Below are 18,053 nucleotides of genomic sequence, written 5' to 3'. Positions count from 1 at the left end.
AACAGGTTGAACCGCCGCAAAGCGCTACGGTCAAGAGAACATGGCGCGTCCACCAGGGCGCGCATCCTCTACTCGTATGTGACCTGAGGGCACTTCTTGTCTACATCCAAAGCGTTGTTATCCGAAAAAGCAGCCACTGGCATCGAAGGTCTTGATGACATTCTTTCCGGCGGGCTATCGCGCAGCCATCTGTTTCTCCTGGAAGGCGAACCTGGCACCGGTAAAACCACGGTCGCCCTGCACTTTCTGCAGGCCGGCGCGAAAGAAGGTGAGCGAACGCTGTACATCACGCTGTCCGAAACCGAGCGCGAATTGCGCCAAGGCGCCAAGTCCCACGGGTGGGACCTGGACGAGAATATCCATATCTTCGAACTGACTCCGCCGGAGAGCCTGCTGGATGCCGAGCACCAGCAGAGCCTGTTGTACTCCTCCGATCTCGAACTGGGCGAAGCCACCCGGCAGATCTTCGAAGTGGTGGAACGGGTCAAGCCGACCCGCGTGGTGGTCGACAGCCTTTCGGAAATCCGCCTGCTCGCACAAAGCTCGCTGCGCTATCGCCGCCAGATCCTCGCGATCAAGCACTACTTCGTGCGCTATGACGCCACCGTACTGCTGCTGGATGACCTGACCACCGAATCCCTCGACAAAACCGTGCACAGCGTGGCGCACGGCGTCATCCGCCTGGAAGAACTGACACCCAATTACGGCGCCGAACGCCGTCGCGTGCGCATTGTGAAGTACCGCGGCCAGAAATACCGTGGCGGCTTTCACGACTTCACCATCATGCAGGATGGCATTCACGTGTTCCCGCGCCTGGTGGCCGCCGAGCATCGCGGTGGCTACGTGCGCCAGACCTTGAGCAGCGGCATTCGCGAACTGGACGCCTTGATGGGCGGCGGCGTGGAGACCGGCTCCAGCAGCCTGATCCTCGGCCCGGCCGGTACCGGTAAATCGCTGATCTCGATGATCTTTGCCGCCTCTGCCGTGGCCCGTGGCGAAAAAGCCGCGCTGTTCATTTTCGATGAAGAACTGGGCCTGCTGTTCGAGCGCATGAAAAACATGGGCATCGACCTCGACGCCCTGCAAGCTACCGGCAACCTGTTGATCGAACAAGTGGACGCCGCCGAGCTGTCCCCCGGCGAGTTCTCGCACCGGGTACGCCGCTGTGTCGACGAGCGAGGGATCAAGACCGTGGTCATCGACAGCATCAACGGTTACCAGGCGGCCATGCCGGAAGAGAACGCGCTGATCCTGCATATGCACGAGTTGCTGCTGTACCTCAACCGCCGGGGCGCGGCCACCTTCATGACCGTCGCGCAGCATGGGCTGGTCGGCGACATGCAGGCACCGGTCGACATCACTTACCTGGCAGACACCGTGATTCTGCTGCGTTACTTCGAGGCGCTGGGCAAGGTGCGCCGTGCCATCTCGATCATCAAGAAACGCACCGGCTCCCACGAGTCGACCATCCGCGAATATCGTATCAGCAGCCGTGGCATGACCGTCGGCGAACCGCTGGATAATTTCCAGGGCGTGTTGCGTGGCATTCCAACCTACATGGGCGCAGGCTCGCCTCTGCTCAAGGATGAGGGCGTGTGACGGCTATTTCACCCGTATCCGAGCGCGCCATCGTCCTGGCGCCTATGGGCCGCGACGGTACTTTGGCGCTGATGATGCTCAACGAGGCTGGCTACAGTGGCATCGTTGCCAGCAGCCTGCCGATGCTGTGCGAGGCCCTGGAGCAAGGTGCCGGCCTGCTGATCATTGCGGCCGAAGCGCTGCGGGGCGCGGACCTGGAACCGTTACTGGAGCATTTGCATCAGCAGCCAGCCTGGTCGGACCTGCCCATCGTGCTGATGACCCACCACGGCGGCAGCGAACAGAATGGTTCCTCGCACCTGAGTGGCCTGCTCGGCAATGTCACGTTCCTTGAGCGGCCTTTCCACCCCATCACCCTGATCAGCCTGGTGAGCGCGGCCCTGCGCGGTCGCCGCCGGCAATACGACGCGCGGGACCGCTTGATTGACCTCAGCGAGAGCGAACTGCGCCTGCAGCGCACCCTGGAAACCCTCGAACAGCAAGTCGAGGAGCGCACGGCGCAGTTGCGCAGCAACGAAGAAGCGTTGCGCCAATCGCAGAAAATGGAAGCGGTCGGGCAGTTGACGGGCGGTATCGCCCACGACTTCAACAATATGCTCACCGGCATTATCGGCAGCCTGGAGCTGTTGCGGCGGCGTGTCTCGCGCGGCAAGTTGGACGACCTCGACAGCCTGATTGACCTGGGCGTGACCTCGGCCAACCGCGCTGCCGGCCTGACTCACCGCCTGCTGGCGTTTTCACGGCGCCAGTCGCTGGATTCCAAGCCGGTGCAGATCAACCAGCTGGTCACTTCGATGGGCGAACTGCTGCAACGCAGCATCAACGAGAGCATTGCCCTGGACATGCGCCTGGAGGACCGGCTGTGGACCGCCGAAGCCGACCCCAATCAGCTGGAGAGCGCCCTGCTCAACCTGGTCTTGAATGCCCGCGACGCCATGCCCGACGGCGGCCGGCTGATCGTTGAAACCAGCAACCGCCACCTCGACAGCGTGTTCACCGCCGCGTATGGCACCTTGAACCCCGGCGACTACGTGGAACTGAGCGTCAGCGACACCGGCTGCGGGATTCCGGAAAGCCTCATGGGGCGGGTATTCGACCCGTTCTTCACGACCAAACCCATCGGCCAGGGCACCGGCCTGGGCTTGTCGATGATCTACGGTTTTGCACGCCAATCTCATGGCCATGTGACCATCCACAGTGAGGTGGGCAAAGGCACCACCGTGAGCCTGTTTCTCCCGCGTTTTGTCGGTGAAGTCACGGCTGATACGCCGTTGGATTCCGCTCTATTGCCGTTCGCGAATGCCGGCGAGTGCGTGCTGATTGTCGAGGACGACCCCGCCGTGCGCGTGCTGGTGAGCCAGGTGCTGAGCGAGTTGGGCTACGCCTTCGTCGAAGCCGGCGATGCCGACAATGCGCTGCCGATCATCGAGTCCAGCCAGCGCATCGACCTGATGATCAGCGATGTGGGGTTGCCAGGCATGAATGGCCGCCAGCTGGCCGAAATCGGCCGGCAAATTCGCCCGGACTTGAAGGTTTTGTTTATTACCGGCTATGCCGAGCATGCGGCGGTACGGGGCGGGTTCCTGGACCCGGGCATGCAGTTGATCACCAAGCCGTTTACCTTTGATTTGTTGACGGCGAAGGTGCGGGAGATGATTCACCTGCAGATAAGGGAATGAGGCGCAGGTTAAACAAAACACTGGGGGCCGACCGGGTCCGCTGACGAGCTATTTACGTTGATGGCGACGAACTAGCCACTAATACGCAGTGGCGCGGTTTGTATCGCCGTCGACAGCGCACATAGAAACTTCCGGCAAAGGGTAGAGTTGGAACGCTAGAGGCTGATGCCAATACCAAGTGTTATACCGCGGGCGCAGTTACAACACCCGGGGTATGTTCATTTGCCTCTCAGAGAATGCCACCCATGATTTCACCTGATAGCGTTACTCTTCCCCGCCCACATCTTCAGAACGCCCCGCAAACACCCACTTCCCCTTCGCCCCAAGCGCCTCTTGCTGAATCTTCTTCCGAGCGGGGCATCGATCCCGTACGTAATCAACGATCTATTCGGAGCATCGGGCAAGGATCGCTGCTCGCCCAACACAGTGTCCAGAACCAGCTGCCACCACCATCGCAAAAACATTCGATGACGGCGGCTGATGCCATGGGCCAACAAGCACTTATCGACGGTCTGACTAAAACAGGTGAATTGCAGAAACATCAATACTATGGCACTGAACGGCGGCTTAGATCGCTGCAGATAACCCTGCCACCAGACTCTTACATTGCGCGCAAAAACAACCTTGTCGAAGGGCAAAGCATAAGCGCCGAACGGTACATCCAGGCGCTGGGCTTGCCGTTACCCACCAGTTGGCAAGAGACCTTGCGATTGACCCAGAAAATTGCCATGCCATTGCCCGCACCGCCTGCGCTGGGTGATTTCGGGGGGCTGCTGGGTCGGACCATACCCTTGGCTCAATCCCAGCAAGACCGCGTGCGCGCTTTCGTCAACGAATCAGCCAATACCAGCATTCAGTCCTTGATCACACACGCTGTCACCAACACGGATTCACCCGTAACCCCTCGCAAGGTACTTGATCAGTTGATCGCAAACCCCCAGGCGCAGGCACTGGGTCAGAAACTGGAAGCCGAACTGCAGGGCATTTCAACCCCAACCAGTGTCAATGAATGGTTGATGACAGCGCTGGCACTGGAACTGGGCATCACGCCCGAAACACAACGCAACCGTATCGCAGGCTATGACCTGAACCAGCCCGACAATTGGGGCAAACCCGCTTCGGCGATCATCGCAGCGGTCAATGACCATCTGGAACGTCAAAACGCCGATGTCCCTGACCTAAGGGGGTACTTGCTGCTCTCGCGGGTCGCGCCGCAGTTTCTGGTCAAACAGTTGCCCGAGAACTTGGTGTACGGTTCCAACGAGTGGGCGGTGTTCAGTGCTGCCGTCTCGCGCATTGAGCAACAGGCGCCCGGTACTGCGGCGACCATGACATTTGACCAAGTGATCGAGTTCGGCAACACCTCTCCGGTTAGCGAGCGCCAAGCGGTGCAAGCCGCCCTTGCGCGACGCAACGCCATGGTTGACTGGGGTATCGTCAATGGTTTTCTGATCAAGAATGACGATGACAACTACGACCCGGCAGCGATTGAACACACGCAGGGCAAATTCAACGAGCAGATAACAGAGCTCAGTACACGCCTCGCGGTGTTCTCCTCACCGCTGCCGACCCGAAAAGCCTTGGCAGAAGCCGAACTCAAAAAAGTACTGGGCGATGACGTCCCTCTGGAGAAAGAATTCATCAAGCTGGGCCGCCAAAACAGAGGTGGCATAGCGTACTCGATTATTGATCTATATATGTCGGGTCGGCTCAAGACCGATACGCTCAGGTCTGATTCTGACAAGGAGCTTCTAAAAAAAGTCGAGCCTAAATTCGATGAGCTTCCGGATATCAAAGAAGTATTTAAGGAAACGTTTACGCCTTATTTCGACGGGGTAAAAGAAGCCTTTACTTCACGCATAAAGAGTCAAATTTCACGACTCCCTTTAGAAGACCGAAAAAACTTTGAATTCGGCGGCGTAACGGCTTACTCCGTCCGCCTCCCTCTGCGTGAGGATAGCGACGATGACATCAGTCAAAAACAATACAAAAATATTGGGCGCAGTTGCCTATTGTTTAAAACGGTGCGTGGCGAGGAAACCACCTACTATGAGTTTTCTATAAGCGATCAGACCATTCGCAAAAAAACCGACCTGCCTGAAGAACTGCCAATCGGTGCAACCCATATCGCCCGTGGGGTAGACGGCGATAAATATATCGAAGGGTTTACACGGCTGCCTTTCGATCTGGATAAGTATGGGATCGGGCACGGAGGGCTGCCACCGCCAAAAGTCCCCGTCATCATTGATCGGGTCAAGATCCAGCCCGCATCAGGTACCCCCGGCGCCGACGAACCGAACTCGACAACGGCCCCCCTCAAGACATTTTTCACCACTAAGACCGATGCGATTGCCACGACCGTCAGCGAGCATTTTTTCAGCGACAAGGACAGTTTCGAGACAGATGCTTCAGGTGAAACAAACTTTGAGAAGCGATACCGGGAAAACCATCAACTCAACAACGGCATTCTGAATGTCATTATTCCGTTCAAGTCCGCTATCGAAAACGCGATTGAGGGTAAATGGGACGAAGCCATCGGCGATGCCATGCTGGATCTGATATCGCTTTATAATCCTGGCGCCAAAGGCGGTGGCATTGTTAACAGAACCAGTAAAAAAACCGCCTTAGGGCTGCTGACAGGCGTTAAAAAATTCGGCGGCGCCGTGCTGAAAGACGCCAATCTTTTCGCTGACGTAGCGGACCTGACGCGCTTGTTGACCAAAGGTGCGAAATCCGCAGCATCGTCACTCTATGACGGTGTTCATTCTCTGCAGTTGTCTGGCCGCGGTTTGCTCACGGCGCCTAACGGCCTGGACAGCGTGTCGATTGGTACCTTCAAGCATCAAGGCGAAATTGTGCAGGGCGCGGCAGCGTTCAAAGATAACAAGTGGTACGCACTTGATCCTTTGTCACTGAAACCTTATGGCGCACCGCTGGAGGATTTCTTGCCGTCGCTGCAGGCCCAAATGGCAGAATTGGGGAAATGGGCGACTGCGGACAGCCCCCGAAAGACACTCGATGAGGCCGTTGTCAAAAGCTGGAAAAAGACCGTTAACGACCATCGCACTGGACCGCAAAAAGCTCAGTTTGAAAGCGGATACCAATCAGGAAACCCGCAAACTATCGCGGGGTTTTCCAATTCCATGAAGCCCGCAGATATCATCACCCTGGCTGGCAATAAAAACCTTACTGCCAAGGAGGTCGGGATGCTGCTCAAGCGCTTCGACGATCTCTCTTACCAACTCGGTCGAGGTGGCTCAGCTCGTTTTATCGACGCCATAGAACCCGGGCTCGGCAGCGTAATACCTATGCCTCAAGTCATCTACCTTTCCAAGACCGGGCAATTGTCCGATGGCCAATGTGCCGCGCTGTCACGCGTCATGGCGGACGCCATGGCAGAAGGCAAAGAACGGCTATTGATCAAAAACATGCTCAGTGCAGCGGCCTACCCGGCCGATGCGGCCTCCAGGGAATTTACTGCCAAACTGAGCAAGATCCAAACCCAAGTCGGCGCACGAAGTGCTTTCCATGCTCAGCAGACAGTGCGTCAGGACACGATTCAAGGCATCGTGAATGAGCTGGCCGACGCCAGCGTATCCAAGTCAATAATGATCGACTCTCCTGGTCACGCCATGGCGGCTGGGGTAAGGGTTGATGACACAGGAAAGAGCTTCTACTTCTATGACCCTAATCATGGGCTTGCGAAATTTTCCAATGCCCAGGACATGGAAAAGGCCCTGGAGAAACTGACTCGCGACACGAAACTGAAGCCAGGCTACGTGACTCATAGCACTGACCCCGCGAAGTTGGAGTTCAAGGTCTTCGACCATACTGACGCGTGGCAGCGAACAAACAGTGTGCTGAGTACGGATGTTAAAAAGCTGTATGACGCACGACTGGCCATCCGACCAGACAGCGAAAGAAGTGCTGAAAAGTTCATGGTTCGTTTACTCAGTGAACATCTTGCCACGCCCGGAGCCAAGGCAAGTGTCCGAACCCTTGAGGAACTGAAGCAATTTGACTTCGCCGTCCCAACCCAAATATTCCGGGGGCATACAGCTACCGGGGATACTCTCGCGACCGGTCTCAGGCGTGCAGCGGGAACGGACTCGTCCGGCGACGACTATCTGGCTGCGATTATCCAACATACGGCGAGAACATCAGGCAGTGGCGGTGAAGTCATGTCATTCAGCGCGAGCAAGGCCAAAGCCAATAGTTTTGCCACCCAATACTCAACCCCCACGAAGAAGGTGCCCGTCTTTACGGTCGACACCACCCAAGACCCGGACGCATTTCGGACGGTGGTCGATATCGTTCTCAAAGACGGTGAAAGACTGGTCAGGGATAAAAAAATCACTAAGGCAACCCTTCTGCAAGCCGTTGAAAAATTGAACGGGCAGGAGTTAGAGGTGTTTTATGTCAAAGGCGACATACCGCCGGCATTTATGGTGAGCTAAGGCACCTCTCATCTTGAGCCTATGAAATCAGCGGCGTCGGGCTTTCGACGCCGCTGCGGCAACTATAACGCCGCACAGGATTTATCTGCAGATTTAAAAGAAAAGACGCCTGCCAACTTGCTATATACCTGTCTGCCTACCTGACAATAGCGCACTCAGCCCGAATACCTGGCGACTTGAACTTCGGGCTCATCAATTCTCTTTAAAAACCGCCCGCCCCAAGGGGTATATCCGCCTATCAGTAAACATATAAGTCTTTCTATGTCTGCTGTGGAACCCGCCGCCCAAGCTGAACAACTTATAGGGCCATACCATGACATATGACACGGCCATATTTTTAGTACGCGAAGCGAGGCGAGCATGTTATCAACCAGCAATTCCCTGAGACCCCTTCCAGTCAATGCAGTGTCAGGGGGGATTCAGGCGAACAGCTCGACACCCGAGCGCAGGAGTAGGCCGTTAGAGACAACGCCTGAAAGTTCGAATCTTAGCGGATACGTTGAAGCAGATAGTGTGCTCGCCGGACTCTATGCCACTGCCCTGCGCGATGGCATTAAAAACGGGATCCTGCAGGAGTCGTTAGATAATATTCCTAAAGATTCGTCGTTCGGCAAATGGTGGTCGCATCTTCATGACGCGATCAAGAGCCCACAGTTTACCGAGTGGGCCAAAAGCAAACATATCGATCTATCGAAACCCATCGAGATTTATCCGGGTTTCGACCAGATCTCCTGCTACATTCATGGCGAACGCAAATCCTTATGGGGTCCCGAGCAGGATAAGTCGTGGCCTGTTTTCATGGCGCCTGTCATGAAAGCTGCGGGCGTATTGGGGCTTGGAAAGACAGCGATTACAGCGCCCACCTCCGGTTCATCCGCCCCCTTGGAGACAATCGGCAAGTTCTATGGCGAGCCCAGGCGGCCTTGGTCGATGGGTACCTTGGCAGAGCGCGCCACGAAACTGGAGCGCACAAAAATATTTGAGCCGATACCGCCGGCTGATCTGGCCAAGCGGGTTCATGAGCGCTCTGATGAAGCCTTGGCGCATGAGCAGACAACGCTGGGAGATGCCCAGGATAAACACGTCCTGGGGGCCAAGCTGCGCGCCCTCCCCAACGATGACCCAGCGCAAATCGCCAGGTATTTGAAAGACACATTGCTGCAGGTTCATCCCCTGTCCAGCTACAGCCTTAACCAAGAGGAGCAAGTCAGCGACACTGTCAGCCTTGAAGCCTTTATCTCGGGTAATGGATGGCAGCTACCCAAAAGCCGCGTTGAACTGAACAATATGATTGAAGTCCTGGATATACCGACACTGCAAGAGCCTCCCCATGGAGACTTCGGCGGCGGATTATCCTGGTCCCCACCGCTGGATCTGGAGTCGCAGACACACGTTTACAGCCATGTCCTCTATAACTTGAAGCTTCCTGGTCTGGACGGGGGAAACTCCACTGTCAGAAAGAAGGGCGCACTGGATTACCTCATGAAGAGGATGCCGCTTGAGACTTACGACCTGCGTAACCCCCGCAGAGTCATTGAGGATGTTCTCGGCTCTCCCAAGGCGCTTGAGTTGGGCAAGGCGCTTCAAGAAAAAATGGGCGCCGCAGTAACGGAGGAGACCTTCCAGGATTGGGCCTTGACCGCGATCATGACCACCCTGGACAACGAATCTGTATTTGCGCCTAAACAGCATCATACGGCGGGGTTCGATCTATCGGCCGACCGCCTCTACGGTCAACCCTTGGCGGGCGTAAAGCAAACACTGTCGGACCACTTGGTCGCCACCGGCAAAACGTCGGCACGGCTAGCCCCCATTGGAACGCATCTGCTGCTATCCCGTGCCGCCCCGGAGCTATTGGTCAAGGACGTCCCCAGTAGCGTTACCTATGGCTCCAATTCGTGGATGCACTTGAGGGCTGCGGTCAAGTTCATTGAGGCACAGGCGCCTGGGGCCAGTGCTCAAATGAACTTCACTCAGATTATGGAGCGCGCCAACCTGACACCGCTCAGCAGTGATGAGCAAGCGCTCAGGAACGTGTTTACCAATGAATCGCTGATGCTCTGGGGGAAGCTCAATAGCGTCATCGGCAATCAAGCGGGCGATACTCCCTCACTGGAGGATTTAAAGCTGTGCCAGACACATTTTAATCAGCAAGTTGAAGAGTTGTCGAAAGTCTCCCAGCACCTCATGACGCCCATGCCGACTCGCCGTGACATAGCGCTGGAAAAGTTAAAGGATGTGTTTGGCGAGACGCTACCGCTGGAAAGGAACTACCTGCAATCGGCCAACGAGCAATACGGCGACAATCGTTATTTCTCGCCGGTCGATGTTTATATGTCAAACGAGTTGCGTCCTGGGCGCTGGAGGTCTATCGATTCAAGCCTGTCGGCTAATGACCTTACCAGCAAAGGCATGACGGACCCGAACTTCACTTTCAAAACGAGATTCGATGCCTACCACCATGATTTGAAAGTCAGCCATAAAAACCTGCTGAAGAATATGTTTTCGAAGTTACCCGAGGAGGACCGTAAGCATCTTGAGTTTGGTAAGCAGGAATTATATTACTTACGCCCGGCCATCACCGGCTATGCTTCACATCTCATCCCCTCGGCGGATGAAATCGTTGCGAAAGGATTAGGTGGATTGTTAATTCGCTCTGAGCACGAGGGCAATGTCTGCCATTACGAAGTTTTCCCCAATAGCATGCTGATTCGTAAACGCACGGATCTTCCCCGTCAATTGGAACTCGGCGGTGTGAAACCGCTGGTGAATACCGAAATAAATAAAACTCACCGCCTTGATTGGAATGCCTACAAAACCGGTAAACCGCCTCGGGCCGAGTCGACCACCTCGCAAATACAGCTGCATCGCATAACGCCAGAGAAAGAATGGGTGCCGCCCCCTCAGGACAGTTCGGTCAACGCCATGCCGATGTCTTATTTCGGTGGGAAGTCCGAATACCTTGCGGAACTGGCGGCCAGCCAACATTTCACACCTGACTATGAAACATTCAAGAATGCTGCCCACGGGGAAAGCGCCTTGGAGGAAACCACCCGACAACACATCGCCGGACGAGAGTTCCTGCTGGGCTTGATTCCGTTCAAGAACGCCATCGAAGCAGCTATTGACGGGGACGCTGCACAGGCCGCCATGCTGTTTGTCATGGATGGCTTGAGTTTCGTGGTCCCTGCGGGGAAGGTCGCCAGCAATATCGGCAAAATAGGTACCAGCGGGGCGCTCAAATCCTTGAGCATTGCCAAAATGGCCGGCGCAGGCATTCTTGCCGCAGCAAACCCGGTAGGTGGCCTGGATGACTTGGTTCGCCTGGTGGGAAAAGGCGGACAAAAGCTCACTGTCATAGGGGCTCAGCGTTTCGGTAAGGTGATGAGCATTACGGATAACGTCGATTTGGTGAAATTGTCTAACCGACACGATATTGCAATGGGAACTTACAAGGTAGCGGGCAGTACCGAGCCTGTCAGCGTCGCGGCCAAATACAATGACGCTGCGGGCAAATGGTTGCCTTACGATGTTATCAAGAACAGGGTCTACGGTAAGCCCCTTGATAACTTTACACCTGAAACGGCGAGGTATTCCAACAGTGCTGCGCGAAGAGTTAATGAAAACCATCTGGAAAGGAGTTTGACCAAAGACAACAGTATAAATTTTGGGCGAAACATTAAGGATTTTAATTCGCCGGGGACGGGTATTTTTACTTATGTAGATGAATACAAAGGCGTTGAGCGACTTAACGTTTGCGCGCATGGCATTGACCCAAATGCCGCAGACCTGTTGCTCGATGAGCCGATGAAAATATATTACAACGGGAAGAACAATACACCCGCTGAACTGTTGGCGACGCTCAAGGCTTCCAATATAAATCCAGAAAGTTTTAATAACGTGCGGCTGTTAATGTGCGACCCTGCCAGTGGCAGCGTCGATTCTTTCAGGCAGCAATTCGGGGGATTGATCAAGCGTGAAGTCAAGGCCTTCCAAGGACCTCTGCAAGCGAATCTGTCGCCGGACGCTATCAACGAAATTTCAAGAAGTGTCCCTACCAACACCGCACATTTAACCGGTGAGCAAATCAAAGATGAAATCACCCGACGACTGCTTCCCTCTTTAGCCAACCACCCTAAAAGAGCTGCTCTGCCTGGGGATTTGTTGTCGGGGAGTCAATCCTCGAACGTGATCAGTTTCAACGCGGTGTCTCACCGTTTGAACACCCTGACGAACTCCGCTGGGAGTTATGACTTGTTACTCGCCGCCAAACGCTTTGATGCATCGTCTCTGGGCACCTTCAAAGTGAACGCTGAGTTAGTGGAAGGTCCCGTTGTCCTGCAAAATGGCAAATGGCATCGCTACAACACGGTAACCGGCCAAGCCTACGGCCCTGCGGTGAGGGACTTCCTGCCCTCTGCTCGACTCAATACGGAAGACTTGGGGAAATGGACGACGGCCGATGGCACCGTCAAGAAAGTCGATGAGGCCGTTGTCAATAACTGGAAAAGAACGGTCAGGACACATCGCGAAGGGCCGGAAAAAGAGGCGTTTGAGAGCGGGTATTATTCTGGAAACCCAGAAACGATCAAGGGCTTCTCAAATAATATGAAAGCCCCCGATATCATGAAATTGGCGGGTAACAGAGACCTCACAGCAAGGCAGGTTGGGATGCTGGTCAAAAAGTACGACGACGTCGCCTACGAACTGGGGCGCAATGGTTCAGCGAAGTTTATCGACGTCATCGAACCACGTTTTGGCAACGTGCACCCGATGCCGCAGGTCGTTTACTTTTCCAAGACCGCGCAACTGTCTGATGGGCAATGCGCTGCGCTTTCACGCGTGATGGCCACCGCAATGGAGCAAGGAAAGGAAGGGCAACTGATTAAAAACATGTTTAGCGCAGCGGCCTTTCCAACGGATCCAGCCTCACGAGAATTCATTGGCAAACTGAGCAAGATGCAAAATCAAGTGGGTGCCCGCAGTGCTTTTCACGCAGGACAGCCTGTACGGGAGCTCTCAGTCAATGACATGGTCAAGGAATTGGCAGACGCTACTGTTTCAAAGTCAGTAATGATCGACTCGCCGGGGCACGCCATGGCGGCAGGAGTAAAAATCCAAGATGGCAGCAGATCCTATTACTTCTACGATCCTAATTTTGGTCTCGCCGACTTCAGCAGTGCAGAGGCCATGCAAAAGGGGCTTGAAAAACTGACCCGCGATAAAAAGCTGAAACCGCAATATAAAACCCACGACACCGACCCCAACAAGCTGACCTTCAAGGTTTTTGACCATGACGATGCCTGGCAGCAAAAAAACAGTGTGTTCAGCGCAGATGTCAAAAAACTGTATGAAAACCCCCTAGCGCTTTCTGGCACTACGCCCCTCTCTAACGCAGAATTGCGGAAGAATTGGGAAATTCTCTATCAGGCGCCGGACAATCAACAGCGAATCTGTTACGAGTCTTCCGTGCTCATCGGTCAATCTGAAAAAACCCTTTCGCCCGAAGTATTTACCGCGGTCATAGCAAGTACAAATGGTGAGGGCACTAATTACTCACGACGCTATCTGGACTTGATGGGCATCAAACAAGACAGTCTGAAGGCGACCTTCAATGCCGAAGACATCACAGAGTCTGGGCTGATTAATTTCAAGCATACCAACCAAGGCGGAGAATTCGGGCATACCGTCTACATTCAAAAAACAAAAAACGATGAGTTGTTTCTTTTCAATATCAATAGCCCGGACCTTGACGTGGCGATGATCAGAAATGGCAATCCGCCGGAATATAGTGGCGGGATGTCAGTGTTCCCCCTTAGCAATGGCAAAAGCAAAGGCCTGCAGGACTTCCTCGATGGGCTCGGGGGCAAACCGGGTTGGCAATTTGCCTACACACCCGCCAGCACGCTTAATGCCAATGTGAAAAAATTGGCACCTTGAACCTGTGAAATCAGCGGCGTCGAGCTTTCGACGCCGCCCCTCCATCAAGCCAACAATGCAGGACTGCATTCACGTGTTCCCGCGCCTTTGGCCGGCGGGGCTGAGACTGGCTCCAGCAGCCTGATCCTCAGCCCCGCCGGTAGGTACCGAGCCTACTGAGCCAACGATTGCCAGGCAACCGTGCCGGAAAAACGCGCTGATGCTGCCTATACATCCGTAAGGTGAGGGAGATGATTCGGGCCTGATTGCGTTCGCAGGATCACCACCCAACACGAACATAGCCTGCAATCATTGGCCAGGCGAAGCGTGGAATTACTCATCACAGTTTGGGTACGAAGGTTTGTACCTGAGGGTATGAAATGTGCCCCTGGTACCCTCTGAATAAGACCTGGATGAACCACACCGATGATGCCAAACTCCGCAGCCCAAACACCTCGCACACCTACCCAGAATTCCACCTTCCCCCAGGTTCCCGTTGATCAGCCGGCTACGGGCAATGGCATCGACCCCGAAAGCGATACCCCGACACCCTCCCCGTTTTCGAGTACCTCTCGCGCCACTGGCGACACTCAACTGGCGGCGCTTTATGCCAGCACACTGCCACAAATCACCGGTATCGCCAGCCGGGACAGCGAGCTTATGCTGGAAAACATTCCGCCACATTCCACCTTTGGCCAGTGGTGGGCACAACTGGGGCGCGCCATGCAGTCCCCGGATGTAGGCGACTGGATGAGATCTGTGGGGATCGATACGCGCACGGTTCAGATATCTCCTGAAACAGGCCAAATTTCCTACAAGGTTCAGCATCACATTACCTCCAATCCTGTACTGCAGAGCCGTGGGCAAGACGACAAGCGCTGGGCAGAGGTGAGCGGTCCGGTCATGCAGGCCGGCAAAGTCATTGCCGCAAATTATGGGTTTTCGAAATTCAAGCCGCCCTTGTCGGAAAATAGCAACAGCGCGCCATTATGGCTCGTGGGGCGTTTCTATCGGGAGCGTGCAACGCTGCCCGGTGAAGTGCCACAGCGGGTCGCAGAGCTGGAGCGGGACAAGGCCTTCCAAGAACTGCCCCTGGAGCAATTTTCCAGTCTTCATGAAGCCCGCAGCGAAGAAAGCCTCGACAGGCAGAGGACGGTACTGGCTAACCACAATACGCAGCGACACGCAGCCCAGGGTTTCATGCAGATGGTTACCTTTCTGGAAACCGGAGACCTGCCACCGTCGTTGATCGGTGAGCATCTTGAGAAGAATACAATCCCGGTCGATCCCGACAGCACCTATGCGAAAACGCTTGCTGGCACATCAGGTGAGATCAGCCTTAAACAGTACCTGCAAACCAATGGCTGGGATATCCCAACCACTGGACTGCAGGTGGAAAACCTTGTGAGTGCCCTGCTCGCTCCAGAACCCAAAAGCTCACCTTATGGAAACTATGGGGGCGCACTCACTTGGCCGGTTCCGCTTGATCGCAACGGCAAGCAGCAACTGCTGACGTACCTCAGGACAGACCCAGATGTGAGCCGTTTCAATAACGTGCTGGAATATTTGATGCAGGGCATGAACTTTGAGCCCGCCGAGTTGCAGGACCCGCAACGGGTGATCGACCGGGTGATCCAGTCTCCGAAAGGCCAGGCATTGGGCGAAGCGATCATGGCCGAGTTCGAAACGATGGCGATCAAAGGCAGTGCCGAAGATTGGTTGCTGGCAGCCTTGAGCATTGATGAGAGCTTTCGCAGAAGCCCACCGGGCGTGTCACCAAAAGCCAATCTTGGCGGGTGCATGCTGGCAACCTCGTACAATTACGGTAAGAACGCCGCAGAAATAATCAAGGAAATTGTCACGACCTTGGGCAGAGCCTCGTCGCCCGAGAAGGCGAAGATTCAAGTACACCTGCTGCTATCGACCCGGGCGCCTGAGTTTCTGGTCAAGGACATCCCTGACAAGCTGATCTATGGCACTCACAGTTGGGTCAGCTTTGTCACGGCCGTAGATCGGCTTGAAGCCAGCGCACCCGGTTCGACTGCAACCATGAACTATGCGCAGGTCATGCTCCACGCATCCATTGCACCGGTCTCTGCCGAGGAGCGCCAGATTGAATATGTTGCCCAGGAAAACGCCCTCAAGGATTGGGCGCTGGCCAATGGCCTGGGATACCCCCGGAACGACGCACAGATGCAGACCGTGCGTGACGCGTTCAATCGCCAGATTCAAGAGCTGAGCGCTGCTTCCCAGGCGCAACGTACTCCGATGCCGATCGCAAGGGACATCGCATTGGCAGCGTTGAAGAACGCGTTGCCTGACATGGATCCGGCGCTGTTTGATAAAAAATGCATGAGCTTCGAACCTGACGTGCCCGATTTCCCAGGGCCTTACTCGATCATGGACCTGTATCTCGACGGCAGAAGTGTGCGGGATGCACCGATTGTACGAAACAACGTCAGCGATAACATTCGTCATAATACCGGTGACGTCGTCGCTGCATTAGTTTCTTCATCCGCTGATATTGATGCCCGCAGCGTGCTTGCCGTCTTAAAAGAACTGCCTGATGTGTCGGGTAGTTTCAAAGCAACGTTTCGAGACTACAGTACGGCAATCAAGAAAAGCCTCGGCGTTCAATTCAAAAGCTTGATATCTAAACAGCCGTTGGCCATTCGGAAAGATTTTGAGGAAGGCAAAATCACTATTGTCCGAGAGGACAGCATAACCTACACACCCTACTCAATGGGGCCGATACCAAAGAGAAATACCGATAATAACTTGCTGTTCAAAATTGAACGAACCGGGAAGGCGCCTCGCACCTATGAGGTGGACCTAAAGAATGATCGAATCCTCGAACGTACTGACCTTGGAGATTTCCAGCCTGGCAAGTTTCCACTCGATCACACCCACCCAGGCACAAATTTCGTAGAAGTAAAACCCGTTTCGTCACGTCCGTACCCCCCAGGCTTAACCGATGAAAAACACGACGCTCCCGTGGTTCCCAACAGCTACAGCAGTGAGCGGACGTCCTACATAGCGGATGCATTTATAACCAACTCGGATATCGAAACTTTTGAAAAAGAAGCGCAGGGACTGACGACCTTTGATACCGAAGTGCCCTTCTACAAGAAGTTTCGAGAGTTCATGCTCAACCTGATTCCGCTGCGATCGGCAATTATCAACTTTCAGGAAGGGAAAATTGGCGAGGGTATTCTTGATCTGTCGCTGGACATATTTGGATTTATGGCGGGGATAGGTGCTGCGGCAAAGAGCGCCAAAGCCCTGCAAGTCGGCGCCTCATTGCTGGGCAAAACGCTTCATGTGGGCAAAATAGTCGGCCGAGGGGCCATTGGCGCCCTTAACCCCCTCGACGGGCTGGGTGACTTGGCGATTGGAGGTGCCAAGCTGGCTGGCAAGGGCGCAAAATCCTTGAGTGGTGCCATTCGCAACTCGGACTTGCTGCACTTGGCGACGAGAGCGGATGTCGCCGAACTGACGGTGAAAGGGGCCAATGGGGTGAGCCAGTACAAGACACTCGCCAAAGTGGATACCCGTACCGGAAAAGTATACCGCTACTCGGCCAAGGCGGATAAGGTTTATGGGCGACCGCTCGAGGGCTTCAGCATGAACCCCGGCGGCGCGAATGACCGCTATTCTTTACTCGGAAGGCAACTGGCAGTTGACAACGTCGTGGATATGGGCGGCACGATGAGGGACATAAAAGCGATTGACAAAGAAATATTCACTTTTGTAAACGACGTTCAAGGCACGTCCCGATTGACGATTGTTGCGCATGGTTGGGAAAGAAACCCGCTAAAAAAATTATTCAATCTTGGCTCGACTGTATCAGACTTCGCCGAGCACTCTTACACGCCAGCACAATTTATCAAACTACTTGAGAAACACGGTATCGATCCGAAGAAATACGACAGCGTAAGATTTGTTACCTGTTTTTCTGGCGAGGCCGGTACCCATGCTTTTGCTGCCAAGTTTGGTGAGCTGACCGGCAAGCCTGTGGCAGCCTTCGAAGGCACCGTCACGGTCAACATCAATGATTTCGAGATACCATTTAAAACTAATCTGCACATCGCTAAAATCAAAAATCCAAAGCTCGATGAGAACGCTCTTTTAACCATCGCGGAAGAGAAACTCAAAAGAGACTTCGAAGGAAAAGTCGACAGAATCCTAAAAGTCGATAATGAACACAAGCGAGTCGACATCGTCAGCGACGGACTATCTGGCAACAAACAGGTAAAACAAGTGATCAACTATCGCCCCGCGTTCTACGGCAAAAAACCATGGAATACTGCCGGCTAGCGCGTTAGATCGGTGTGTACGAAAACAGCTCCGCGTCGTCCGTGGTGCGCGGACGACGCGTAACTGGGATTCAAAAACATGT

General features: G+C 54.6%; 5 protein-coding genes. All 5 read left to right on the top strand.

What is annotated here, in order from left to right; translation table 11 throughout:
* Nucleotides 1-96 precede the first annotated feature (96 nt).
* Nucleotides 97-1,599, top strand: coding sequence for an ATPase domain-containing protein (locus tag C9990_RS15350; protein ID WP_106803818.1), 1,503 nt, complete (start codon nucleotides 97-99; stop codon nucleotides 1,597-1,599).
* Nucleotides 1,596-3,278 carry an ATP-binding protein gene (locus C9990_RS15345; RefSeq protein ID WP_106803817.1) on the top strand — a complete coding sequence of 561 codons (1,683 nt, stop codon included), beginning with the start codon at nucleotides 1,596-1,598 and terminating at the stop codon, nucleotides 3,276-3,278. The genes C9990_RS15350 and C9990_RS15345 overlap by 4 nt, the downstream gene beginning before the upstream one ends.
* A 245-nt stretch (nucleotides 3,279-3,523) precedes the next feature.
* Complete coding sequence (locus C9990_RS15340; RefSeq protein ID WP_157955081.1) at nucleotides 3,524-7,735, top strand: YopT-type cysteine protease domain-containing protein; 4,212 nt, start codon at nucleotides 3,524-3,526, stop codon at nucleotides 7,733-7,735.
* 513 nt (nucleotides 7,736-8,248) lie between these two features.
* Nucleotides 8,249-13,675, top strand: coding sequence for a YopT-type cysteine protease domain-containing protein (locus C9990_RS15335; RefSeq protein WP_157955080.1), 5,427 nt, complete (start codon nucleotides 8,249-8,251; stop codon nucleotides 13,673-13,675).
* A 405-nt stretch (nucleotides 13,676-14,080) separates the two neighbouring features.
* Nucleotides 14,081-17,971, top strand: coding sequence for a hypothetical protein (locus C9990_RS15330; RefSeq protein WP_106803814.1), 3,891 nt, complete (start codon nucleotides 14,081-14,083; stop codon nucleotides 17,969-17,971).
* The last annotated feature ends 82 nt before the right edge of the window (nucleotides 17,972-18,053 follow it).

The organism is Pseudomonas sp. S5D5 (assembly GCF_003013355.1).
Classification (GTDB): Bacteria; Pseudomonadota; Gammaproteobacteria; order Pseudomonadales; family Pseudomonadaceae; genus Aquipseudomonas; species Aquipseudomonas aylmerensis.
Note: the sequence above shows the minus strand (reverse complement) of the source record. Positions and strands in the feature narration are given on the sequence as shown.